At 63.1% G+C, this 22,791-nt stretch carries 19 protein-coding genes; 13 read left to right on the top strand and 6 right to left on the bottom strand.

All coding sequences use genetic code 11. The features are described 5' to 3' along the window. Positions 1–8: 8 nt before the first annotated feature. Both ISM_RS01665 and ISM_RS01660 read right to left on the bottom strand, forming a co-directional pair. Positions 9–464 carry a host attachment family protein gene (locus tag ISM_RS01665; protein WP_009812361.1) on the bottom strand — a complete coding sequence of 152 codons (456 nt, stop codon included), beginning with the start codon at positions 462–464 and terminating at the stop codon, positions 9–11. A 4-nt stretch (positions 465–468) separates the two neighbouring features. Next, positions 469–714 (bottom strand): hypothetical protein, encoded by a 246-nt coding sequence (locus ISM_RS01660; protein WP_009812360.1) that lies wholly within the window; start codon positions 712–714, stop codon positions 469–471. Between the two features lie 130 nt (positions 715–844). Here ISM_RS01660 and ISM_RS01655 point away from each other — a divergent pair, with 130 nt between their 5' ends. The 7 genes from ISM_RS01655 to ISM_RS01625 all read left to right on the top strand — a co-directional run bounded on the left by ISM_RS01655 (position 845) and on the right by ISM_RS01625 (position 12,230). Next, a complete protein-coding gene (locus ISM_RS01655; protein ID WP_040618240.1) occupies positions 845–2,239 on the top strand; it encodes a trypsin-like peptidase domain-containing protein in 1,395 nt (464 codons plus the stop codon). Between the two features lie 4 nt (positions 2,240–2,243). Further along, positions 2,244–3,557: a replication-associated recombination protein A gene (locus ISM_RS01650; protein ID WP_009812358.1), complete on the top strand. Its 1,314-nt coding sequence runs from the start codon at positions 2,244–2,246 to the stop codon at positions 3,555–3,557. 326 nt (positions 3,558–3,883) lie between these two features. Then, positions 3,884–5,494, top strand: coding sequence for an ABC transporter substrate-binding protein (locus ISM_RS01645; RefSeq protein WP_040617762.1), 1,611 nt, complete (start codon positions 3,884–3,886; stop codon positions 5,492–5,494). A gap of 195 nt (positions 5,495–5,689) precedes the next feature. Then, entirely contained in the window at positions 5,690–6,646 is a 957-nt protein-coding gene (locus ISM_RS01640) for an ABC transporter permease (protein WP_009812356.1), read from the top strand. Positions 6,647–6,659: 13 nt separating this feature from the next. Beyond that, positions 6,660–7,943, top strand: coding sequence for an ABC transporter permease (locus tag ISM_RS01635; protein WP_009812355.1), 1,284 nt, complete (start codon positions 6,660–6,662; stop codon positions 7,941–7,943). A 2-nt stretch (positions 7,944–7,945) separates the two neighbouring features. After that, a complete protein-coding gene (locus ISM_RS01630) occupies positions 7,946–9,628 on the top strand; it encodes an ABC transporter ATP-binding protein (protein WP_009812354.1) in 1,683 nt (560 codons plus the stop codon). Between the two features lie 970 nt (positions 9,629–10,598). Continuing rightward, on the top strand, positions 10,599–12,230 hold the full coding sequence (locus ISM_RS01625) for a GMC family oxidoreductase (protein ID WP_009812351.1): 1,632 nt from the start codon (positions 10,599–10,601) through the stop codon (positions 12,228–12,230). Here ISM_RS01625 and ISM_RS01620 read toward each other — a convergent pair. Then, a complete protein-coding gene (locus ISM_RS01620; protein ID WP_009812350.1) occupies positions 12,227–13,105 on the bottom strand; it encodes a LysR substrate-binding domain-containing protein in 879 nt (292 codons plus the stop codon). The two genes, ISM_RS01625 and ISM_RS01620, sit on opposite strands and share 4 nt — an antisense overlap. Positions 13,106–13,215: 110 nt before the next feature. On the opposite strand from ISM_RS01620, the gene ISM_RS01615 reads away from it, so the two are divergent. The 5 genes from ISM_RS01615 to ISM_RS01595 all read left to right on the top strand — a co-directional run bounded on the left by ISM_RS01615 (position 13,216) and on the right by ISM_RS01595 (position 19,267). Continuing rightward, on the top strand, positions 13,216–14,400 hold the full coding sequence (locus tag ISM_RS01615) for a 2-aminoethylphosphonate--pyruvate transaminase (RefSeq protein WP_040617761.1): 1,185 nt from the start codon (positions 13,216–13,218) through the stop codon (positions 14,398–14,400). A gap of 16 nt (positions 14,401–14,416) precedes the next feature. Next, entirely contained in the window at positions 14,417–15,664 is a 1,248-nt protein-coding gene (phnA, locus tag ISM_RS01610; RefSeq protein WP_009812348.1) for a phosphonoacetate hydrolase, read from the top strand. A 24-nt stretch (positions 15,665–15,688) separates the two neighbouring features. Further along, positions 15,689–17,137, top strand: a complete 1,449-nt coding sequence (gene phnY / locus ISM_RS01605) for a phosphonoacetaldehyde dehydrogenase (RefSeq protein ID WP_040618239.1) — start codon at positions 15,689–15,691, stop codon at positions 17,135–17,137. A gap of 99 nt (positions 17,138–17,236) precedes the next feature. After that, entirely contained in the window at positions 17,237–18,598 is a 1,362-nt protein-coding gene (gene pbfA / locus ISM_RS01600; RefSeq protein WP_009812346.1) for a (R)-1-hydroxy-2-aminoethylphosphonate ammonia-lyase, read from the top strand. Positions 18,599–18,667: 69 nt separating this feature from the next. Then, positions 18,668–19,267: an exopolysaccharide biosynthesis protein gene (locus ISM_RS01595; RefSeq protein ID WP_009812345.1), complete on the top strand. Its 600-nt coding sequence runs from the start codon at positions 18,668–18,670 to the stop codon at positions 19,265–19,267. 23 nt (positions 19,268–19,290) lie between these two features. Here ISM_RS01595 and ISM_RS01590 read toward each other — a convergent pair whose 3' ends face one another. Genes ISM_RS01590 through ISM_RS18350 form a run of 3 tightly spaced genes read right to left on the bottom strand, consistent with a single transcriptional unit; the run spans position 19,291 to position 21,829 of the window. After that, positions 19,291–21,099: a sensor histidine kinase gene (locus ISM_RS01590; RefSeq protein ID WP_009812344.1), complete on the bottom strand. Its 1,809-nt coding sequence runs from the start codon at positions 21,097–21,099 to the stop codon at positions 19,291–19,293. Continuing rightward, positions 21,096–21,653 (bottom strand): RNA polymerase sigma factor, encoded by a 558-nt coding sequence (locus ISM_RS01585; protein ID WP_009812343.1) that lies wholly within the window; start codon positions 21,651–21,653, stop codon positions 21,096–21,098. The genes ISM_RS01590 and ISM_RS01585 overlap by 4 nt, the downstream gene beginning before the upstream one ends. Next, entirely contained in the window at positions 21,650–21,829 is a 180-nt protein-coding gene (locus ISM_RS18350) for a NepR family anti-sigma factor (RefSeq protein ID WP_009812342.1), read from the bottom strand. Before ISM_RS18350 ends, ISM_RS01585 begins: the two co-directional genes overlap by 4 nt. A 115-nt stretch (positions 21,830–21,944) precedes the next feature. Between ISM_RS18350 and ISM_RS01575 the strand changes: the two genes are divergently transcribed. Beyond that, positions 21,945–22,760, top strand: coding sequence for a response regulator (locus ISM_RS01575; protein WP_009812341.1), 816 nt, complete (start codon positions 21,945–21,947; stop codon positions 22,758–22,760). The last annotated feature ends 31 nt before the right edge of the window (positions 22,761–22,791 follow it).

The following is a 22,791-nucleotide window of genomic DNA, read 5'->3' as shown; positions in this document are numbered from 1 at the left end:
GGCAGGGATCAGTCGCCGTCGAGTTCGGCTTTGATGATCTCTTCGATTTTTTCGATCGGGTGGTTGGTCAGGTTTTTGGGGATGTCGGCGACCAGTTTGTTGAGCACTTCCTGGTGCATTTCCTGACGCAGCACGCCGAGAACCTGCGGCGCGGCGGCGATCACCAGATGATCGAACGCGCCTTTATGGGCCTCTTTGTAGAGAATATCCGACAGGTCCTTGGCAAAGCGTTCCTTGGCCAGCTCGTGCCAGTCGGTGTCATCCAGCGCCGAACGCTGGCCGACGCCAGTGTCCTGCATCCGGCCCGGGCGGTTGGCGGATTGTTCGATGTCCGACGGGTTCTCTTGATGCTCTTCGTCGGTCACTTCGAAATGCGGGTTCTCGTGATCGGTCAGGTTGCGGATGAAGAGCGCCTTTTCGCTGTCGGTGACCACGACCATCGTGTTGTTTTTCAGTCTCGCCATGTGCTTAGCCCTCTTTCTTGTCGTTGCCGGTGCCGTGGTGACCGCCAAGCCCGCCTTGGCCCTTTTCGTCGGATTTGGTGACGCGGGTGGCGCCGGGGCGGTCGTCGGTCGCCTGTTTGAGAAGGTCGCGGGTGCCGACCTTGCGTTCGAGATTGCCATCGGCGCGGCCCTGTTGGCCGGGGGTCTTGGCGTCGTCGGTATAGGCCTCCGTTTCGCGGCGGCCATCTTTGGATCTTGCACGTTCTGCCATGGGGTACCTTCCTTTCTTCTGCTCTCTCAACGCGGCAGGAGAGGGGGCGGTTCCGGCGCGGCGGCTTGCATTCGCGCGGCTCGGCGACATATGACTGAGACCAGTTCATCAGTGAGGGACGATGCCCCAGATGCGATATCTTCTTGCCGGATTGTGTTTTGCCATGTTGCCCGCCGCTGGCGCGGCGCTGGCCCAGGATCAGATGCAGGTGCCGCAGAGCCCGGCCGAGATCAGCCTCGGCTTTGTGCCGGTGGTCAAATCGGCGGCCCCCGCCGTGGTCAATATCTATGCCCGCCGGGTGGTCGAGGCGCGCAGCAATCCGTTCATGGATGATCCGTTCTTTGGCCGGATGTTTCGCGATTTCGGGCAGAGCCGGCCACGGGTGCAGAACTCGCTCGGCTCCGGGGTGATCCTGTCGGCGGATGGGATCGTGGTGTCGAACCATCACGTGGTCGGCGGGTCGACGGATATTCGCGTGGTTCTCAATGACCGGCGGGAATATAGCGCGCATGTTCTGCTGGCGGATGAGGATAGCGATCTGGCGGTGCTGCAGCTCGACGGCGCAGAGGATCTGCCGGCGCTGGAGCTGCGCGAGAGCGGCACGGTTGAGGTCGGCGAATTGGTGCTGGCCATCGGCAACCCGTTTGGCGTGGGCCAGACGGTGAGCAGCGGCATCGTGTCGGGGCTGGCGCGGTCGGGGCTGGCCACTGGCAATGGCCGGGGGCTGTTCATCCAGACCGATGCGCCGATCAACCCGGGCAACTCGGGCGGAGCGCTGGTCGATGTGGCGGGGCGGCTCATCGGGATCAACACCTCGATCCTGTCGCGGTCGGGCGGGTCGAACGGTATCGGCTTTGCGATCCCGGCGGATATGGTGGCGCAGTTCGTGGCGCAGGCGCGGGCGGGCGAAGAGCGGTTCGAGCGGCCTTGGATGGGGGCGACCGGGCAGCCGGTGTCGCAGGATATGGCCGAGGCGCTCGGGCTCGAGGGGCCCTATGGCGTGGCGCTGACCGAGCTGCACCCGGCGAGCCCCTTGACCGAAGCGGGCTATGGGGTGGGGGATGTGATTCTCACCGTGGATGGCACGCCGGTCTTTACGCCCGAGGAAATCCTCTATCATCTCGCGGTGGCGGGGGCCGGGGCCAAGGTGGTCATCGAGGGGATGGTTGAGGGCGAGATGTCGCAAAGCGAGGTCACTTTGGTCAAGGCGCCGGATGTGCCGCCGCGTGCGCCGCTCACCACGTCGGAGGCGACGGTTCTGCCCGGCATGGCGCTGTCGACGATCAATCCGGCGGTGCAGGCCGAGTTTGGCCTGCCGATGGGGATCGAGGGGGTGATCATCGAGGATCCCGGCCCGCTGGGGGCGAGGCTCGGGGTGCGGCCGGGCGATATTCTGCGGGCGGTGAATGATATGCGGGTCAGCACCGGGGCCGAGGCCGAAGAGGCGCTGGCCCGGGCGAGTCGGCGGCTCAACCTCGATATTCTGCGTGGCGGGCGGCGTGTCGTCCTGCGCTTCAGGCTCTGAGCGGATGGCGGATCTCTTTGACAGCACAGCGGGGCAGGCCCCTGCAGGCAAGCCGGGGCCGAGGCCGCTCGCCGATCTGATGCGGCCGCAGTCTCTGGGCGAGGTGATCGGGCAGGAGCAGGTGCTCGGCCCCGAGGCGCCGCTTGGGGTGATGCTGGAGAACGGCAGTCTCGGCTCGCTCATCCTTTGGGGGCCGCCGGGGGTGGGCAAGACCACCATCGCGCGGCTCTTGGCGGCGGAGACCGATCTTCATTTCGTGCAGATCAGCGCGATCTTCACCGGCGTGCCGGAGCTGCGCAAAGTGTTCGAAGAGGCGCGGATGCGGCATGGCAACGGGCGCGGCACGCTGTTGTTCGTCGATGAGATCCATAGGTTCAACAAGGCCCAGCAGGATGGGTTCCTGCCGCATATGGAGGATGGCACGATCCTTCTGGTGGGGGCGACGACCGAGAACCCGAGCTTTGAGTTGAACGCCGCTTTGCTCAGCCGGGCGCAGGTGCTGGTGCTTGAGCGGCTGGCGAACCGCGATCTTGAGCGGCTGGTGCAGCGGGCCGAGAAGATGATGGACCGGGCGCTGCCGCTCACCGGGGAGGCGCGCGAGGTGCTGCTGGACATGGCCGATGGCGATGGCCGGGCGCTGTTGAACCTGGTGGAGCAGGTCATGGCGTGGAAAAGCGCGCAAAAGCTCGACCCGGAGGCGCTGTCGAAACGGTTGATGAAACGCGCCAGCGTCTATGACAAGAACGGTGAGGAGCATTACAACCTCATCTCGGCGCTGCATAAATCGGTGAGGGGTTCGGACCCGGATGCGGCGCTCTACTGGTTTGCGCGGATGCTCAAAGGGGGCGAGGACCCGCGGTATCTGGCGCGGCGGATCACCCGGATGGCGGTCGAGGATATCGGGCTTGCCGATCCGCAGGCGCAGGCGCAGTGTTTGCAGGCTTGGGAGACCTATGAGCGGCTCGGCAGTCCCGAGGGGGAATTGGCGCTGGCGCAGGCCTTGGTCTATCTGGCGCTCGCGCCGAAATCCAACGCCGCCTATGTCGCTTATAAGACAGCCATGCGCGAGGCGGGGCGCACCGGAAGCCTGCCGCCGCCGAAACATATCCGCAATGCGCCGACCAAGCTCATGAAAGAGCAGGGCTATGGCGCGGGCTATGCCTATGACCATGATGCGGAGGACGGGTTTTCGGGGCAGAACTATTTCCCCGAGGACATGCCCCGGATGGCCGCCTATTTCCCCGTCGAGCGGGGATTTGAGCGGGAGCTGCGCAAGCGGTTGGATTTCTTCGCGAAATTGCGGGCGAAACGCGGCTAGGGCCGGAAACCGCCAGAGAGAATCGCAGCGAGGTGGCGCTAACAGCACCGGGCGGGGGCGTGGGGCCCCGGTCCGGGGTTCGGCGTCGCGCGGAGGCGCATGCTGACGCTCAGAGACGTGTTCTGGCGCAAAATCGCCCCATAATGTGATCGAAACCTTCCATAAATCCTCTGGCGGTACGGCAGGTTTCGTGTTTTGTTATCAATATGTCGCTTTCAAGCCGCCACATAGGCCATGTTGCACGAAACTCTATGCTTGGGGACCAATCCGAACCCGGTTGGTCACTGCGACAGCATCATAAAAAAATATAAGCTCAGGGAGAGACCATGAAAAATTCCGAGACTGACATGCTGATGAAGCGTCTAGCGGAGGAGGCTCGCCAGGGCCGGATTTCGCGCCGCTCGTTCATGCATTATTCGATGGCGGCCGGGATGACCGCCTCGGCTGCGACAGGGCTCTGGACCGGATCGGCGCAGGCGGCCCCCAAGCGGGGCGGCACGCTGCGCGTGGCCCAGCATGATGGCAACACGTCGGATCAGCACGATCCCGGCCAGTACCAGTCGAATTTCGAGATCGGCTTTGGCCATACGGTGCGCGCCTATCTGACGATGATCAATCCCGATGGGACGCTTGGCCCGGATGTGGCCAAGGAATGGTCGGCCTCGCCCGATGCGACCGAATGGACCTTTGTGATCAACGAAAAAGCCACGTTCCACAATGGCAACAAGGTGACCGGCGCGGATGTGGTGGCCTCGATGAACCATCACCGGGGCGATGACACGACCTCGGCGGCCAAGGCGCTCTTGGCGGATGTGGTCGATCTGACCGACAATGGCGACAATTCGGTGACTTTCAAACTGTCGGGCGGCAATGCCGACCTGCCGTGGCTGATGACCGATTATCACCTCGCTATCCTGCCCGCCAAGGAAGACGGGTCGGTGGAATGGCAATCCGGCATCGGCTGTGGCCCCTATAAGGTGGCCGAGCTCGAGTTCGGCGTCGGTGGCCGGTTCGTGCGGCATGACGACTGGCATGGTGAGGGTGCGTGGTTCGACGAGATCCAGATCCTCGTGATCAACGATCCGAACGCCCGTCAGACCGCGCTTGTCACCGGCGACGTCGACACGGCGAGCCTTCTCGACAACAAGACGCTGGCGCTTTTGTCGCGAGATCCCAATATCGAGGTCGACAACGTGGCCTCGGCGCAGGCGATCACCATGCCGATGTTCTGTGACCAGGCACCGTTCGACAATGTCGACGTGCGCAACGCGCTCAAGCTGGCGATCAATCGCGAAGAGCTCGTCGAGAAGATCACCTTTGGCGCGGCGACCGTGGGCAATGACTTCCACCATTCGCCGGCGATGCCCTATTGGCCCGAGGATATCCCGCAGCGGGAATATGATCCCGAACAGGCCAAGGCGCTTCTCAAGAAGGCCGGGGCAGAGGGGCTCACCGTCAACCTGTCGACGGCGGATTCGATCACCACGGGGGCCGTGGATGCGGCGGTTCTCTACTCGGAACAGGCCAAGGCGGCGGGGATCACGATCAACGTCGTGCGCGAGCCCAATGATGGCTATTGGTCGGATGTCTGGCTCAACAAGCCCTGGTGCATGGTCACCTGGGGGGCGCGCCCAACGCCGGATGTGATGTATAGCCTCGCCTATAAATCCGACGCGGCCTGGAACGAGAGCCATTGGCAGAATGAGCGGTTCAACGAACTGCTGCTCGAAGGCAAGGCCGAGCTCGACGATACGCGGCGTGGCGAGATCTATCACGAGATGGCGATGCTGGCGCGTGATGATGGCGGTACGGTGATCCCGTATTTCCCGAACTTCATCTATGGCCGCCGGTCGAACGTCAAACATACCGGTGCGCTGGCACCGTCCTGGCAGATGGACGGCTATCGCTATGCCAGCCGTTGGTGGTTCGACGGCTAAACAATCGGGCCCGGCATCAGAAGGTGCCGGGCCTTTTCAGCCGCTGTGCCCGTTGGGGCAGGGCGGCTGACGCATCTCTGGACCTCGCGGATCGCGGCAGAGCGACTACCCGGTCCAGACACAAAATGCGCAATTGACCACCTCCGGTCTTTTCCCAAAGCTGGAGGCAAAAATAAAAATCAACAGGAGGGACACATGGGAGACATTCTGAGACTGGTGGGCAAACGGCTCGGTCTCGGTCTGGTAATTTTGCTGGTAATCTCGGTCATCATTTTCTTCATGGTCGAACTGCTACCGGGCGATATTGCACAGGCCGTGCTCGGACAGGGCGCAACCGAAGAAAACCTGGCCGCGCTGCGCAAGGAGATGGGGCTCGATCAGCCTGCCATCGTGCGCTATTTCGATTGGCTTCTGGGGGCGCTGACCTTCGACTTTGGCCAATCCATTGTTACCGGCAATTCCGTCGCTGCGATCATCGGCGACCGCTTTACCAAGACCTTGTTCCTCGCGGCCTATGCGGCCGTTATCGCGGTGCCCGTGGCGATCACGCTCGGGGTGGTGGTGGCGCTGCTGCGCAACTCGATCTTTGACCGGGTGGCCAACGTCGTGACGCTGACCTTCATCTCGTCGCCCGAGTTCTTTCTCGGCTATATCCTGATCCTCTATTTCGCGGTGAAATGGGGCATGTTCCCGGCCATCTCGTCGATCAATGACGGGATGACATTCCTGGAGCTGCTCGAGCGGACCTTCCTGCCGGCCTTGACGCTGGTTCTGGTGGTGGTGGCGCATATGATGCGGATGACGCGTGCGGCGATCATCAACCTGCTGGCCTCGCCCTATATCGAGATGGCGCGGCTCAAGGGCACGCCGCCTTGGAAAGTCATCGTGAAACACGCGCTGCCCAATGCCTGGGCCCCGATCATCAACGTGATCGCGCTCAACCTTGCCTATCTCATCACCGGGGTGGTGCTGGTCGAGGTGGTGTTCGTCTATCCGGGCATCGGTCAGGCGCTGGTGGATGCGGTGAGCAAGCGGGACTTCCCGATCGTTCAGGCCTGCTGCCTGATCTTTGCGGCGACCTTCATCCTGCTCAACCTCGCGGCTGACGTTGGCTCTATTCTCACCAACCCGCGCCTGCGGCATCCGAAGTAAGGAGGACCTGATTATGAGTATCTTTGTCATCGGGTTCTATACCCTTCTTCTGGCGGGCTCGACTGCGGCGGCCTATTTCAACTATCGCCAAGCCTTCATGCTGCTGTTTTCGCTGACGCTGGTGTCCTTTGTTCTGGGCATCATCGGCGGGGCGGGGGCGTTGCAATGGGTGGCGATCTGTGCCGGGCTTCTGGCGCTGTCGGCGATGATCTCCTACGCGTTCCGCGAGTTCCTGATCCTGATTGTCAGCGACAACATGGCCAAGGAATTGCGGACTGCGCCGCTCACGGCGGCGTTCGGGATGTTCGTTATCTTCACCTATGCGATCGCGGCGATCTTTGCGCCGATGATCGCGCCCCATGGCGAGGCCGAAGTGATTTCGAGCGCCTTTGCCCCGGCGGATGAGAATATGCTTCTGGGCGCGGATCAGCTTGGCCGGGACATGTTCAGCCGTCTGATCTATGGCGCGCGGAACACGATTTCGCTGGCGCTGGTGGGGACGGTTCTCGCCTTTACGCTCGGGGCGCTTGCCGGTCTGTTGGCGGCGGTGCGTGGCGGTTGGTTCGATCAGGCGATGGGCCGGTCGGCGGATGTGATCATGTCGATCCCGTCGCTGATCTTTGGTCTGCTGATGGTGTCGATCTTTGGCTCGCTGCCGACCAACCCGGCCTGGCTCAACCTCTTTGGCGGCAATGCCGGGCAGGCGGATTTCGTTCTCGGCACCGCGATGATGGTGTTCTTTGGCATGTTGGTGGGGCTCTTGGTTCTCGCCACGATTGCCGAGAATCTCGCGGGCTGGATCGTCAAGGGCGCCATCGTTCTGGGCATCGTGGTGCTGATCTCGATGGCGATGTCGACGATTTTCAACTCGTCCGAGATCATCCTGATCCTCGTCGTATCGGTGATCTATTCGCCGCGTGTCTATCGTCTTACCCGGGCGGTGGCTGGCAACGTGGTGGTGATGGATTACATCGAGGCGGCGCGGCTTCGTGGTGAACGGCGCTGGTATCTCATCCGTCGCGAGATCCTGCCCAACTCGACCGCGCCGCTGGTGGCGGAGTTCGGGCTCGAGTTCTGTTTCGTCTTCCTGCTGATCTCGGGGCTGAGCTTCCTTGGTCTCGGTATCCAGCCGCCGACGGCGGATTGGGGCTCGATGGTGAAGGAGAATGCGACGCTGATTTCGTTTGGCGAGATCACCCCGCTGATCCCTGCTGCGGCAATCGCGTTGCTGACCGTGGCTGTGAACTTTGTGGTTGACTGGATGCTGTTCCGGTCCTCGGGCCTGAAGGAGCAATAATCATGAGCCAAGACAAATCAGTCCTCCTCGAGATCAAGGATCTGCGGATCCAAGGCTACTCGGATGAAACCTGGGTCGACATCATCAAAGGTGTCGACCTGACCCTCCACCGCGGCGAGGTGATGGGCCTGATCGGCGAGTCCGGCGCAGGCAAATCGACCATCGGCGCGGCGGCCATGGGCTATGCAAGGGACGGGACGCGGATCGTCGAGGGCTCGAAGATCGAGTTCGACGGGATGGAGCTTACCACCGCGTCCGAATCCGAGCGGCGGGCGCTGCGCGGGTCGCGCATCGCCTATGTGGCGCAATCGGCGGCGGCGTCTTTCAACCCGGCGCATAAGCTCATCGATCAGCACACCGAAGCGCCGCTGCAATACCGCATCAAGAAGCGGATGGAGGCGCAGGAAGACGCGGTTGATCTCTATCGCAGGCTGCGTCTGCCGAACCCCGAGGAGATCGGGTTTCGCTATCCGCACCAAGTGTCGGGCGGGCAGTTGCAGCGGGCGATGACGGCGATGGCCATGTCGTGCCGGCCGGATCTGATCATCTTTGACGAGCCGACCACCGCGCTCGACGTGACGACCCAAATCGAGGTGTTGGCGGCGATCCGCGATATCGTGGATCAGTTCAACACCGCCGCGATCTATATCACCCATGACCTCGCGGTCGTGGCGCAGATGGCGGACACGATCAAGGTGCTGCTCAAGGGCAATGAGGTCGAGGAAGCGCCGACCGAAGAGATGCTCAAGAACCCGAAGGAGGATTACACCAAATCCCTCTGGGCGGTGCGCAGTTTCGAGAGCCCGCAGCGGCATCGGCCCAAGGATGCTACACCCTTGATTTCGGTGCAGAATGTCGATGCGGCCTATACCAATGGCCCGAAGATTCTCGATGATGTCAGCTTTGACATTTACGAGGGGATGACGGTCGCTGTGGTGGGGGAATCCGGGTCCGGCAAATCGACCACGGCGCGGGTGATCACCGGGCTGTTGCCGCCGCAAAAGGGGCAGGTTCTGTTCCGTGGCGAGCCGTTCCCGCCCGACTATCGGCAGCGCAACCGGGACCAGCTCCGGCAATGTCAGATGATCTATCAGATGGCTGATACCGCCTTGAATCCCAAGGTGAAAATCAGCGAGATCATTGGCCGGCCGGCGCAGTTCTATTCGGGGCTGACCGGGGTCAAGCTCAAGAACCGGGTGGATGAGCTGCTCGACCTGATCGAGCTTGATCCGTCGAAGTTCTACAACCGCTACCCGCCCGAGCTCTCGGGGGGGCAGAAGCAGCGGATCGGCATTGCGCGGGCGCTGGCGGCGGAGCCGACGTTCATCGTCTGTGACGAGGTGACCAGCGCGCTGGATCAGCTTGTGGCGGAGGGGATCTTGCGGCTGTTGGACCGGCTGCAGAACGAGCTCAACCTTGCCTATATGTTCATCACCCATGACCTTGCGACAGTGCGGTCGATTGCCGATGAGGTGATCGTCATGCAGCAGGGCAAGGTGATCGAACAGGGGCCGAAGGACGAGATGTTCACCCCGCCGCACCATCCCTATACCGACCTTCTGCTCAGCTCGGTGCCGGAGATGGACCCGAACTGGCTCACCACGCTCTTGGAAGAGCGCGGGGTCGATAATGTGGGCGATGCGGCGGCGGCGAAGATCGATCCGAACGATGCCAAGATCACCTGATCAGCCAGCAAGACAACAGGACGGGCGCCCGGTTGGGTGCCCGTTTTTCTGTTTACTGTCAGTCAGTTGGGTGTGATCAGACGATGGCCGAAGCGGTCAGCAGAAGCGTCGCGACAATGGCGCCATAGACGATGGCCACGGCCTGCCAGCTGGCGCTGTGGATGCGCATTTCGCGGATGAGTTGGTCACGGGTCATGGCGACCTCCTTTGGGAAGAGCCCCTCGGGGATGTAGAGAAGAGAAAACGGCGTGGGGGATACCCTGCGCCGTTCTGCGTGTTGATGTCGGGGGAGGGGCGCGAGGGCCCCGGTCCTGTGCCTAGACGGTTGGCTTAGACGATGGCCATCGCCGAGAGCACCAGTGCGCCGACCATCCCGGCATAGACCACCAGCACGGATTGCCAGGTGGCACTATGCATACGAAGTTCGCGGTTCAGTTCATCGCGTGTCATGTTTGCCTCCTGAGCTGATGGGTTGACCAATCGGACACTGTTACGTTCTGAGCCCCACATAGCTACTTTTTCTTAACGCGCAATTAAAAATCGGAAAAAAATTCATGCAATGAATGCATGGCTGGCAGAACGCATGTGCATGTCTGAGGAAGGGATTGCGAGTTATTGAATTTGTTCAATAATTTTCGCGCTCAGCTGCGTGTAACATCCCTGTGTCAGAGGTTCAACCCCTCGCGATTTTGCAAGATGTAACAATCCGTGAGCGTTTTCCCGGCAGCGCGCGCCCTATTTACCCAGCCGTCACAGGGGCGAAAGGGCCGCAAAAATGCCCTGTCGGCAGGACGTCGGTATTGCGTCGGCAAAGCGACAGTATGGATTCTGAGGCCCTGGCGCCAAGAATCGTCGCGTTAACCGTCGTTTCTTTGATTGAATGCCCCCCGTCTCCTGCCTAACGATGCGCGGTACGACAGGCGACGGGGATCGCCATGACAGGGGCCATGACAAGGGGGCCACGACAGGGATGGGCAGCGCAGAGATGGAATTCGACTATATCGTGGTGGGGGCTGGATCGGCGGGCGCGCCGCTGGCGGATCGGCTGAGCGAGGATGGCACGGCGCGGGTTCTGGTGCTGGAGGCCGGGGGGCATGACCTCAGCCCGTGGATCCGGATGCCCATCGGCTATGGCAAGGCGTTCTACGACAAGCGCATCAACTGGAAATTCACCACCCAGCCCATCGAGGGGCTCAAGGGGCGGCAGAGCTATTGGCCGCGCGGCAAGGTTGTCGGCGGCTCGAGCGCCATCAATGCGATGGTCTGGGCGCGCGGGCATCGCGAGGATTACGACGATTGGGCGGCCCAGGCCGATGCGCCGGAATGGCGCTGGGACGAGGTGGCGCGGGTGTTCCGCAAGATCGAGGATTGGCAGGGCGAGGACAGCCCGGTGCGCGGACGCGGCGGCAAGGTCTCGGTCGAGCGGATCGAAGACCGGATGCACCCGATCTGTGAGCAGTATCTGCAGGGCGCACAGCAGGCGGGCATCCCGTTCAACAGCGATTACAATGGCGAGGACATGGAAGGCGTGTCGATCTATCAGATCAACACGCGCAAAGGGTTCCGGGCCTCGACCAACCAATGTTACCTGCGCGGCGCGGCCAAGCGGCGCAACGTGGCGCTCGAGAAACATGCGCATGTGCTGCGGGTGGTGATCGAAGAGGGGCGGGCCACCGGGGTCGTCTATCGTCAGAAGGGTGTCGAGCGGGTGGCGCGGGCGCGGCGCGAGGTGATCCTCGCCGCCGGGGCGGTGATGAGCCCGGCGATCTTGCAGCATTCGGGCATTGGCGACGGCGGGCATCTGGCGAGCCTCGGGATCGAGCTCAACCATCATGCGCCGCGGGTTGGGCGGCATTTGCAGGATCATCTCGGGGCCGACAATCTCTATCGGGCGACGGTGCCGACGCTCAACCAGGTGCTGCGACCCTGGCTCGGGCGGGCGCGGGTCGGGCTGCAATATGTGATGACGCGCGGCGGGCCGCTCAGCCTCAGCGTCAATCAGGGCGGCGGCTTTGTGCGGCTGCGCGAGGGGACCGGGCGGCCTGATGTGCAGCTTTATTTCTCGCCGGTCTCCTATACCCGCGCGCCGGTGGGCAAGCGGCCGTTGATGGCGCCCGATCCGTTTCCCGGGTTTCTCATGGGGTTCAACCCGTGCCGGCCGACGAGCGAAGGGCATCTCGGAATCACCAGCCCCGATCCGATGGCGGCGCCGGAGATCCATCCCAACTATCTCAGCACCGATCATGATTGCGAGTTGATGGTGGCGGGGCTCAAGCTGGTGCGGCGGATCGCGGCGAGCAAGGCGATGCGCGAGGTGATTTCGGCCGAGCTTTTCCCCGGCGAGGCGCTGGCGGATGACGACGCCCTTCTCGATTATGCGCGTTCGACCGGCTGGACGGTGTTCCACCCCAGCGGCACCTGCCGGATGGGGCGCGACCCGGATCAGGCGGTGGTCGACACGCGGCTGCGGGTGCATGGGGTCCGGGGGCTGCGGGTGGCGGATGCGTCGATCTTTCCGATCATCCCCACCGCCAACACCAATGCGCCGTCGATCATGGTGGGCGAGCGGGCGGCCGAGCTTATCCAAGAGGACAACCGCTAGGGGGTATCGGCCTCGGGCGCGCTGCGCATGATCTCCATGAAGGCGCGGATGACCTTGACGTCGCGGCGCTGGGTCAGGTGCACCATCACCTCGGTCATGGTCAGGTCGGCATCGGTGAGGCGCAGCAGGCGGAGCCGGTCGTCGGGCCGGTATTCCGCGTTGCTGACAAAGCCGATGCCGGCGCCGGAGGCCACCAGTTCGCGCACCGCCTCGCGGCCCTCGGCGGTGATGGCAGGGGTCAGGCGCAGTTTGCGGCGCGTTGCCTCATCCACCAGTTTGGCGCGGGTTTTCGAGCCCTGTTCGCGGAAAATCAGCGGCAACTCGCGGAGCGCGTCAAAGCGCAGCGTGGTGGTGCTGTCGGGCAGGAAATCGCGGGCGCAGAAGGCCACGATATCGGTGGTCGAGAGATCGAGCGTGTCCATGTCGCTGCCTTGGGGCGGGCTGCCGACGACGCCGATTTCCGCGTCATAGCTGCGCAGGGCGGCGAGGATGTCCTCGGTGTTGCCAGCGCTCAGGGTGACGCGGACGGCGGGGTAGCGTTTGCGAAAGCGGCTCAGCGCGTCGGTGATATGGTGGGCGGCGTCGGCGATGATGCGCAGCTCGCCCTCGATGGCGGCGCGGGATTCCGAGAGATATTCGCCGATCTGATGTTCGGTCTCGAAGAATTGCTTGGTCATGCGAAAGAGCTCTTCGCCAGCGCGGGTGAGCCGGACCTTGCGGCGGTCGCGGTGAAAGAGCAGCACGTCGTGATCGGTCTCGAGCTTGCGCACCTGTTCGGAGATGGCGGGCTGGGTGATCAGGAGCGCCTCGGCGGCGCGGGAAAAGCCGCCCAAGCGGGCGACATGGTGAAAGGCGCGGAGCTGTGAGTAGCGCATGGCAGGCGTTCCATAGGTTCAGCCTATATAACCATCTGAATTAGGAATTTCACATATATTTCGCGCTGGGGCATGAGAGGGGGCAGATGCCGCCTTTGGGAGAGCCGCAGATGACGCAAGGACCACGGATTGACCCGCCCCGCCTGAACGAGCCCTATCTGCTCACGCCCGGGCCGCTGACCACCTCCTATGCCACGAAAGAGGCGATGATGCGCGATTGGGGCAGTTGGGATGGCGATTTCCGCGCGATGACGGCGGAGATGCGCAAGCGGCTCTTGGCGCTGTTGGGGCCGGGGTCGGAGGCGTTCGACTGTGTGCCGATCCAAGGCTCGGGCAGCTATTGCGTCGAGGCGATGCTCGGCTCCTTCGTGCCGCGCGATGGCAAGGTTCTGGTGCTGGCCAATGGGGCCTATGGGCTTCGGGCGGCGAAGACGATGGAATATCTGGGGCGCGATTTTCATCTGCTCGACAAGGGGGATTACCTGCCGCCGCGCGGCGCCGAGGTGAGTGCGATCCTCGAGGCGGACCCGGCGATCACCCATGTGCTCGCCATTCATTGCGAGACAAGTTCCGGCATTCTCAACCCGGTGGAAGAGATTTCGGCCGCGACCTATGCGGCGGGGCGGGAATTGCTCATCGACAGCATGTCGGCCTTTGGGGCGCTGGGGCTGCGGCCCTGGGAGATCCGCTATGAGGCGATGGTCAGCTCGGCCAATAAATGTATCGAAGGCGTGCCGGGGTTCGGCTTTGTCATCGCGCGCAAGGAGGCGTTGCAGCGGGCGGCGGGCAATTCGCATTCGCTCAGCCTCGATGTGGAGGCGCAATGGGCGCATATGGAAAAGACCGGGCAGTGGCGGTTCACGCCGCCGACCCATGTGGTGGCGGCCTTTCTCGAGGCGCTGCGGCAGCATGAGGCGGAGGGCGGTGTCGCCGGGCGCGGCGCGCGCTATGCCCGCAACCGCGATGTGATGGTCGAGGGGATGCGGGAGCTCGGCTTTGAGACGCTTCTGGCCGAGCGCTGGCTCAGCCCGATCATCGTCACGTTTTTCTGTCCGGCGGATGAGAAATTCGTCTTTGACCGGTTTTACGAGCTGATGAAGGCCAAGGGGTTTATCATCTATCCCGGCAAGCTCACCGTGGTGGAGAGCTTTCGCATCGGCTGTATCGGGCAGATGGACGAGCATGTGATGCGGCAGGTGGTGCGTGCCGCGAAAGAAACATTGGCGGAGATGGGCGTGGCGAGCGCTGCCCCGCCTGCCGCCGCGTTGGAAGAACGCGCCAAGCTGGCCGCGTGAGGAAAAGGACAAAGCGATGACCATTCAAACCCCTGTCGAGGCCAATGCCCGCGTCTATGCGACGCCGAAAGTGCCTGCCATTGCCATCTGTCTCGACGGGTGCGAGCCGGAGTATCTGGACCGGGCCATCGAGGACGGGCTGATGCCGACGCTCAAGCGGATGCGCGAGACCGGCACGGATCGGCTGGCGCATTCGGTGATCCCGAGCTTTACCAATCCCAACAATCTCAGCATTGCGACGGGGCAGCCGCCCAAGGTGCATGGGATTTGCGGCAATTACCTCATTGATCCGGAGACCGGTGAAGAGGTGATGATGAATGATGTGCGTTTCCTGCGGGCGCCGACGGTGTTTCAGTCCTTTTACGACGCGGGCGCGCGGGTGGCTGTGGTCACCGCCAAGGACAAGCTGCGGGCGCTGTTGGGCGCGGGTCTGAAATTCGACGAGGGCCGGGCGAAATGTTTCTCGGCCGAGCGGGCCGACAGCACCACCGAAGCGGAACATGGGCAGGCGGCGGCGAGCAGCTGGCTCGGCATGGCGCAGCCCGAGGTCTATTCCGCCGATCTGTCGGAGTTCGTCTTTGCCGCGGGCGTCAAGCTTTTGAAAGAGTGGCAGCCGGATGTGATGTATCTCACCACCACCGATTACATTCAGCACAAGTTCGCCCCCGAGCAGCCCGAGGCCAAGGCCTTCTATGAGATGTTCGACCGCTATCTCACCGAGCTCGACGCGCTCGGTGCGGCGATCGTGGTGACGGCGGATCATGGCATGAAGCCCAAGCATCATTCCGATGGCAGCCCCAATGTGATCTATGTGCAGAGCCTTCTCGATGAGTGGCTCGGCGCGGGAGAGGCGCGGGTGATCCTGCCAATCACCGACCCTTACGTGGTGCATCACGGGGCGCTGGGGTCTTTTGCCACGGCCTATCTGCCCGAGGGCTGTGACCTGGGCGCGATCATCGAGCGGCTGGCGGCGCGCGAGGAGCTGATCCTCGTGGTGGACAAGGCCGAGGCGATGCGGCGGTTTGATCTGCCGGGCGACCGGATCGGCGATATCGTGATGATCTCGGGTGAGAATATCTGCATCGGCACCAGCGAGGAGCGGCATGACCTTGCCGCGCTCAAGGAGCCGCTGCGCAGCCATGGGGGGCTGACCGAACAGGAGGTTCCCTTTATCGTGAACCGGGTGCTGGACCTGCCGGACCAGCCGGAGCAGTTGCGCAATTTCGATGCGTTTTTCTATGCCACCATGGCGGCGGCGCAGTAAGGGGGACCCAAGATGGATGGACAGATGAGCAAGGATGAGCTGCGTCACGAAGGCATGCGGATCGGTGGCGAGGTGGTGTTCACCGACGAGGTGATCGAGGTGCGCTATCCCTATACCAATGAGGTGGTGGGCACGGTGCCGGCAGGGCGGGCCGAACATGCCGCCCGCGCCTTTGAGATCGCGGCGAATTACAAGCCGAGCTTTACCCGCTATGAGCGGCAGCAGATCCTGTTTCGCGCCGCCGAGCTGATCCGCGAGCGGCGCGACTGGCTGGCGAAATGGCTCACGCTGGAGCTGGGCATCTGTCATCAGCATGCGCTCTATGAGACGGGGCGGGCCTATGATGTGTTCACGCTGGCCGGGCAGATGGCCATTCTCGACGATGGCGAGGTGTTTTCCTGTGACCTGACCCCGCAGGGCAAGGACCGCAAGATCTATACCATGCGCGAGCCGGTGCGCGCGATCAGTGCGATCACGCCGTTCAACCATCCGCTCAACATGGTGAGCCACAAGATTGCGCCCGCCATTGCCACCAACAATTGCGTGGTGTGCAAGCCCACCGAGCTGACCCCGCTCACGGCGATTGCGCTGGCGGATATTCTCTATGAGGCGGGGCTTCCGCATGAGATGTTCCAGATCGTCACCGGCTGGCCCAAGGATATTGGCGACGAGATGGTGACCAATGAGAACATCGACATCATCACCTTTACCGGCGGCGTGCCGGTGGGCAAGATGATCGCTGAGAAGGCGGGCTATAAGCGCACGGCGCTCGAGCTTGGCGGCAATGACCCGTTGATCGTCTGCAATGATCTGAGCGATGCCGATCTCGAGAAGGCGGCGACGCTGGCGGTGGCCGGGTCCTGTGGCAATTCGGGGCAGCGCTGTACGGCGGTGAAGCGCATCCTCGTGCAGGAGAGCGTGGCCGACCGCTTCGTGCCGATGGTGGTGGAGAAGGCCAAGGCCATTCGCTTTGGCGATCCGCAGGATCCCGAGACGCAGCTCGGCTGTGTGATCCATGCCGAGGCGGCGGAGCTGTTTGAAAAGCGGGTCTATATGGCGCAAGAGCAGGGGGCCGAGATCCTCTATCATCCGGGGCGCGAGGGCGCGCTCTTGCCGCCGATCGTGGTCGACCGGGTGCCGCATGAGAGCGAATTGGTCATGGAAGAGACCTTTGGCCCGATCGTGCCCATCGTGCGGGTGCCCGATGACGATGCCGAGGTGATGAAGATTTCCAATGGCACGCCCTTTGGGCTCAGCTCTGGCGTCTGCACCAATGATCTCAACCGGGCGATTGCCTATATCAACGGGTTGAACGTGGGCACCTGCAACATCTGGGAGCAGCCGGGCTATCGCATCGAGATGTCACCTTTCGGGGGCATCAAGGACAGCGGCAATGGCGTCAAGGAAGGCGTTCTCGAGGCGATGAAATTCTTCACCAATGTGAAGACCTATTCGCTGCCCTGGCCGCGCTGAGCGGGGTTGGATCAGGGAGACGGGGGCCGGGCGGCCCCCGTGCCTCCGGCGGGGATATTTCGGGCCAGAAGAAGCGCCGATTTCTAGGGGGAGCGCGGGATGCAGCATGTCGAGGGCGAAGACAACCGGTCTGAGGCGCGGGCCGCCTGGGCGCGGGCGCAAGGGGCGGGGCCGGGGGCGGCGCTCATCGCGCGCGATGCCGAGGCGTTCCTGCACCAGAGCCTGTCGAGCCCTTGTGTCAGCACCATCGCGCGGGCCGAGGGGATCTGGATCGAGGATCTTGAGGGGCGGCGCTACATGGATTTCCATGGCAATTCCGTGCACCATCTGGGCTATGGGCATCCGAAGGTCATTGCGGCCATCAAGGACCAGCTCGACGCGCTGCCCTTTGCGCCGCGGCGGTTCACCAATGAGCCGGCGGTGGCGCTGGCCGAAAAGCTCGGGGCGGTGGCACCGGGGGATCTCAGCAAGGTTCTTTTCACCACCGGCGGGTCGGACGCCAATGAGGTGGCTCTCAAGATTGCGCGGGCGGCGACGGGGCGGTTCAAGACGCTGAGTTTCTGGGATGCGTTTCATGGCGCGGGGTTTGGCGCGGCCAGTGTCGGCGGCGAGGCGACCTTTCGCAGCCATATCGCCGGGCCGCTTCTGCCCGGGGCCGAGCATGTGGCGCCGTTTCATTGCTATCACTGTGCCTATGGGCATCCGGGGCCGGAGGCCTGTGGTCTCGCCTGTGCCAAGATGGTCGAGTATGTGCTCGCGCGCGAGGGCGATGTGGCGGCGGTGATTGCCGAGCCGATGCGGGCGGTGCCGGTGGTGCCGCCGCCGGGCTATTGGCAGGCGGTGCAGGCGGCCTGTCACCGGCATGGGGCGCTGTTGATCATGGATGAAATCCCCACCGGGCTTGGCAAGACGGGGGAGATGTTTGCCTTTGAGCATGACGGGATCACGCCGGATATCGTGACGCTGGGCAAGGCGCTGGGGGGCGGGGTGTTGCCGATCGCGGCGGTGCTGGCGCGGCGGGACCTCGATGTGTGCGGGGAGTTTGCCATCGGGCATTACACCCATGAGAAGAACCCGGTGACGGCGCGGGCGGCGCTGGCGACATTGGAGGTGATCGAGGAGGAGGATCTCGTGGCGCGGGCGGCGCGGCTTGGGGAGGCGGCGCAGGCGCGGTTGCGCGAACGTCTCTCGGGGCTGGCGAGTGTCGGTGATATTCGCGGGCGGGGTCTCATGTTCGGGGTGGAGATTGTCCGCGACCGGGAGGGGCGGGTGCCGGCGCCGGGTTTGGCCGAGCAGATCTATTACCGCAGTCTCGCGGCTGGGGTAAGTTTCAAGATCAGCGCGGGCAATGTGCTCACCCTGTCGCCGCCTTTGGTGATCGCCGAAGAGGATCTCTGGACGGCGCTCGATCATGTGGCGGCGGCGGTGGAGGCGGTGACGGAGGCGGCGGGGCTTTGCTGAGCGGCGGGGTGGCGCGGAACCGGGGCGCGGAGGCGCGCGTTTTCCTGTCATAGCAGACAGGAGATTTTTATGGCCCAGCAGGAGCGCGGCGGCACCGAGGGCGAGAGTGCCGCGCAGATCATCGAGAGCGTCAGAGACCGGGTGCGCGCGCGGCGCGAGCCTGAGGTGGGCGATGTGATCACGGTGCTGGGGCGCAAGAGCTATGCGCCGCTCTTGATGGTGCCGGGGCTGGCGCTGGTGTCGCCCTTGAGCGGCATTCCGGGGTTTTCGTCGATCTGCGGGATCACCATTGCCCTCGTGTCGTTGCAGATGATGGCGCATCGCCGGGTGCTCTGGCTGCCCAAGTGGCTGCGGCACCGGCATCTCGACAAGGAGCGGGGACCGAAGGTGATCGGCTGGTTCCGGCGACCGGCGCGGTGGCTCGACCGGGTGTCGCGCAACCGGATGGCGCTCTTGACGCGGCGGCCTCTGGTGGTGTTGCCGCTGAGCTTTTGCCTCTTGGCGGGGTTGATCATTCCGTTTCTGGAAATGCTGCCCTTTACCTCCTCGATCCTCGGCGGGGTGGTGGCGATCATCGGGGCGGGGCTTTTTGCGCGCGATGGGCTGATCACGCTCTTGGGTATGGGGCTGGTGATCGCGGCGGTGAGCGCGGCGATCTATGCGATCTGACCGGGCGGGACGGGGGGACGGCCCTAGAGGCCGGCCCCGGTGTTTTCACGGCTGAAATAGACGTCTTCGTCGAAGCGCGATTTCTCCTCGGCATCAACCTCCATCGGGGTGAAGGTGACATGCAGTTCGAACCGGTCGGCGCGCTGTTCGACCTCGAGCGTGCCGCCGAGCTGTGAGGCGAAGGATTCGATCAGTTTCGAGCCGAGCCCGGTGCTGTCGTAATCCGCATCGCTGGGCGGGATCGGCTTGCCCTCGGCGTCGAGCGCCAGCGAGTTCACCACGCTGAGCGTGATTTCGGTCTCGCCGGTGCGTTTCAGCGCCACGTCGATCCAGGTGCGCCCGTCTTCGTCGGGACCGCAGTATTTGACCGCGTTCATCGCCGCCTCGGTCGCCAGAAGGGTCAGCGGCACCGATTGTTCGGGGTCGATGGTGATGTGGTCGAAGGCGGTGGCAAATTCGATCCGTTCCTTGCCGTCCTTGCCGGGGCCGACGACGATCATCTGACGGATGATGTCTTCGAGCAGGCTGTCGGCCTCGATCTGGGCGAGCTTGCGCGACATGTAGAGATGACGGTGGATGGAGGCGAGGGCCATGACCCGGTCCTGCACCCGGCGCAGCACGCGCTTGGTCTCGTTGCCGCTGGCATTGCGGATCTGCATGTTCATCATGCTCGAGATCAGTTGCAGGTTGTTTTTCACCCGGTGGTGGACCTCGCGGAAGAGGGTCGAGATCTGATCCACATCCTCGCGGCGGCGGTCCTCGTGCCGGGCGATGCGGTGGGTCATCGAGAGAAAGGCCTGGGCCACCACCTCGATTTCCGGCGGGGCGTTGTCGAGCCGCGCGTTGTTGAGCCCGCCGTGCCCTGCGGAATAGAGATACATCCAGTGGCGCAGCCGCCGCACATGGCGGATCACCAGACGGTGGATGCCGATATAGGCCACCAGGAGCGCCACGATCCACATCACCACCGGGAAGAAGATGGCGATGGTTTCCTCGGCCCCCATGAAGAGGCCGGAATTGGCCTGGGGTTTCCAGCTGCCCAGCGCGAAAACGCGGCCCTGAACAATCGGGACCACGGCGTAATCGCGGGGCTGGTCGCTGCGGTTGGTGCCTGGAAAGCTTTGCCTGCCGCCGCGGGCGAGATCGGCGAGGCTCAGATCGCGGGGCAGGAGATTGCGCCGGTCATCGCCGAAATGTTCGGTGGCCAGGACTTCGCCGCCGGAATCGAAGAGCGCCAGTTCGACCTGACCGATGCCGGTTTTGAGCGCGGCATTGGCGATGTCGACCGGGATGGCGATCCAGATCTTGCCGAGATATTCGCCCTCGGAGATGACGGGCGTGGTGATCGACAGGGTGGCGGAATTGCCAAAGAAGCTCTGCGGCAGGACCGAGAGTTCCGGCGAGCGGCTTTCAAATTCGGTGGAGAGCCCGCCGATGTCACTCAGGTCGCGGTGGTCGCCATTGGAGGCGCAGATCACCGCGCGCTCGGCATTGACGAAACCGGCAAAGACGAAATCAGGCGTGCGGCGCACGGTCTCGGTAAAGACCGTGTCGCAGGTGGCCACATTTTCATCGAGCACGATGGCCGCCGAGGCGAGGGCTTCGGCGGCGCTGATGGCGGAGCGCACGAGTTCTTGGGCGCGGGCGCTGGCGAGCTGGGTCTGTTCCAGCAGCGCGGCCTCGGACACGGCGCGACGTTCGGCAATCACCGAGGACGTCTGATAGAGCGAAATCAAGCCCAATGGCAGGATCGCCACCGTCAGGACCAGCGCCAGTTTCGGGGCAAGACCTAGACGGGGGATGCGGGCAGCAGGCGTCTTATCCCCCTTCATGCCGCCGAAAACTGGGAAATTACAGCTAGGGTTGCAGGGTCGGTCATTTCCAGCTCGTCGTCATCGTCCAGTTGCATCAATTCGGCCAGCCGTTTGCGGGCGCGGTTGGTCCGGCTCTTGATCGTGCCGACCGCACAGCCGCACATTTCGGCGGCATCTTCATAGGAAAAGCCTTCGGCGCCGACAAGGATGAGCACTTCGCGCTGTTCATCCGAGAGCTCGACAAAGGCGCGGCGAAACTCCGACATGGCGAGGCGTCCGTCATGGGCGGGTTTCTCCGACAGGGCGCCGGCCATCACGCCATCGGGATCTTCGACCTCGCGGCGGCGTTTGCGGTATTGGGAATAATAGGTGTTGCGCAAGATAGTGAACAACCAGGCCCGCATATTGGTGCCGGCCTCGAATTTTTCGATATTGCCCCAGGCCTTGACCACGGTGTCTTGCACCAGGTCGTCGGCGGCGGCCGTATTGCGGGCGAGGCTCATGGCGAAGGCGCGCATGGCTTGCAGGTGCTCGACCAGCTCTTCTTTGGGATCGGTTTTGGGGGGTGTCACTTTGTGTCCTCGGATGACTCGGAGCTGGTGGACTGCTCCTGTTCCTTGTCCCGCAATTGGCGCAACAGGTCGGTGAACCTATCCGGCACCGGTTCGTCCGCCATTTCCGAGTACACACGGCGGATGTTTTCATCTATTTGTTTGTTCAACACGGTCTGCCTGCGCTTTTGCATCATGAGTATTTTTCGTCCACGCCGAATTTAGCTGTTATTTTCGCATCCGGCGGGAACTTAACACGAGTATCAGCGTTTGGTTCCATGAAACTGGAAAAAAATTGAGGGCACCTAAAACATGGAAGCTTCCGTACACAGCGATATCACCGCGTCCGTCGCGCAGGAATTGCCGTTTCTGCGCCGATATGCGCGGGCCCTGACCGGCAATCAGCAAAGCGGCGATCACTATGCCGCGGCCACATTGGAAGCGATCCTCGAAGATCTCGACTCGTTGCGCCGCGCCAGTTCGGTCCGGGCGGGCCTGTTTGGCGCGTTCCACCAGATCTGGGTGACCTCGGGCACGCCGGTGGAAGAGCTCGATGCCGACAACACGCCGGAAGCCACCGCGCAGCGCCGTCTCTCGGCTCTGACCCCCAACACGCGAGAGGCGCTTTTGTTGCATAGCATCGAAGGTTTTTCGGGGCAGGAAGTGGCGGAGATCGTCAATGTCGGCAAGGACGAGGCCAATGAGCTTATCTCCATCGCGCGCGGCGAGATGATCAACGCCATGAAGGGCCGGATCATGGTCATCGAGGATGAGGCGATCATCGCCATGGATATTTCCGCCATCGTCGAAGAGATGGGCCATGATGTCACCGGCATCGCGCGCACCCGCGATCAGGCGGTGGAACTGGCGCGCAAGGATATGCCGGATATGATCCTCGCCGATATTCAACTGGCGGATAAATCCTCGGGCATCGATGCCGTGTCGCATATCCTCAGCGAGATGGGCGAGATCCCGGTTGTGTTCATCACCGCCTTCCCCGAGCGTCTGCTGACCGGGGAGCGGCCGGAGCCTGCGTTCCTCATCACCAAGCCCTATACGGAAGAGCAGGTGCAATCGGCGGTGAGCCAAGCGATGTTCTTTGCCAGCACCGAGACGCTCAAGGCCTGATCGGTCAAGGACAGTCCGAACAAAAGAAAGC

Origin of the sequence: Roseovarius nubinhibens ISM (assembly GCF_000152625.1) — a bacterium.
GTDB classification, from domain to species: Bacteria; Pseudomonadota; Alphaproteobacteria; order Rhodobacterales; family Rhodobacteraceae; genus Roseovarius; species Roseovarius nubinhibens.
The sequence above is the reverse complement of the archived record's forward strand: the minus strand, read 5'-3'. Positions and strand labels throughout refer to the sequence as shown.

Coding starts and splice junctions, on each gene's coding strand:
- ISM_RS18350 (WP_009812342.1), bottom strand. CDS start 21,829: ATGATGCAAAAGCGCAGGCAGACCGTGTTGAACAAACAAATAGATGAA.
- phnY (WP_040618239.1), top strand. CDS start 15,689: ATGAGCAAGGATGAGCTGCGTCACGAAGGCATGCGGATCGGTGGCGAG.
- ISM_RS01620 (WP_009812350.1), bottom strand. CDS start 13,105: ATGCGCTACTCACAGCTCCGCGCCTTTCACCATGTCGCCCGCTTGGGC.
- ISM_RS01590 (WP_009812344.1), bottom strand. CDS start 21,099: ATGAAGGGGGATAAGACGCCTGCTGCCCGCATCCCCCGTCTAGGTCTT.
- ISM_RS01655 (WP_040618240.1), top strand. CDS start 845: ATGCGATATCTTCTTGCCGGATTGTGTTTTGCCATGTTGCCCGCCGCT.
- ISM_RS01645 (WP_040617762.1), top strand. CDS start 3,884: ATGAAAAATTCCGAGACTGACATGCTGATGAAGCGTCTAGCGGAGGAG.
- pbfA (WP_009812346.1), top strand. CDS start 17,237: ATGCAGCATGTCGAGGGCGAAGACAACCGGTCTGAGGCGCGGGCCGCC.
- ISM_RS01575 (WP_009812341.1), top strand. CDS start 21,945: ATGGAAGCTTCCGTACACAGCGATATCACCGCGTCCGTCGCGCAGGAA.
- ISM_RS01635 (WP_009812355.1), top strand. CDS start 6,660: ATGAGTATCTTTGTCATCGGGTTCTATACCCTTCTTCTGGCGGGCTCG.
- phnA (WP_009812348.1), top strand. CDS start 14,417: ATGACCATTCAAACCCCTGTCGAGGCCAATGCCCGCGTCTATGCGACG.
- ISM_RS01630 (WP_009812354.1), top strand. CDS start 7,946: ATGAGCCAAGACAAATCAGTCCTCCTCGAGATCAAGGATCTGCGGATC.
- ISM_RS01615 (WP_040617761.1), top strand. CDS start 13,216: ATGACGCAAGGACCACGGATTGACCCGCCCCGCCTGAACGAGCCCTAT.
- ISM_RS01625 (WP_009812351.1), top strand. CDS start 10,599: ATGGGCAGCGCAGAGATGGAATTCGACTATATCGTGGTGGGGGCTGGA.
- ISM_RS01665 (WP_009812361.1), bottom strand. CDS start 464: ATGGCGAGACTGAAAAACAACACGATGGTCGTGGTCACCGACAGCGAA.
- ISM_RS01650 (WP_009812358.1), top strand. CDS start 2,244: ATGGCGGATCTCTTTGACAGCACAGCGGGGCAGGCCCCTGCAGGCAAG.
- ISM_RS01640 (WP_009812356.1), top strand. CDS start 5,690: ATGGGAGACATTCTGAGACTGGTGGGCAAACGGCTCGGTCTCGGTCTG.
- ISM_RS01595 (WP_009812345.1), top strand. CDS start 18,668: ATGGCCCAGCAGGAGCGCGGCGGCACCGAGGGCGAGAGTGCCGCGCAG.
- ISM_RS01660 (WP_009812360.1), bottom strand. CDS start 714: ATGGCAGAACGTGCAAGATCCAAAGATGGCCGCCGCGAAACGGAGGCC.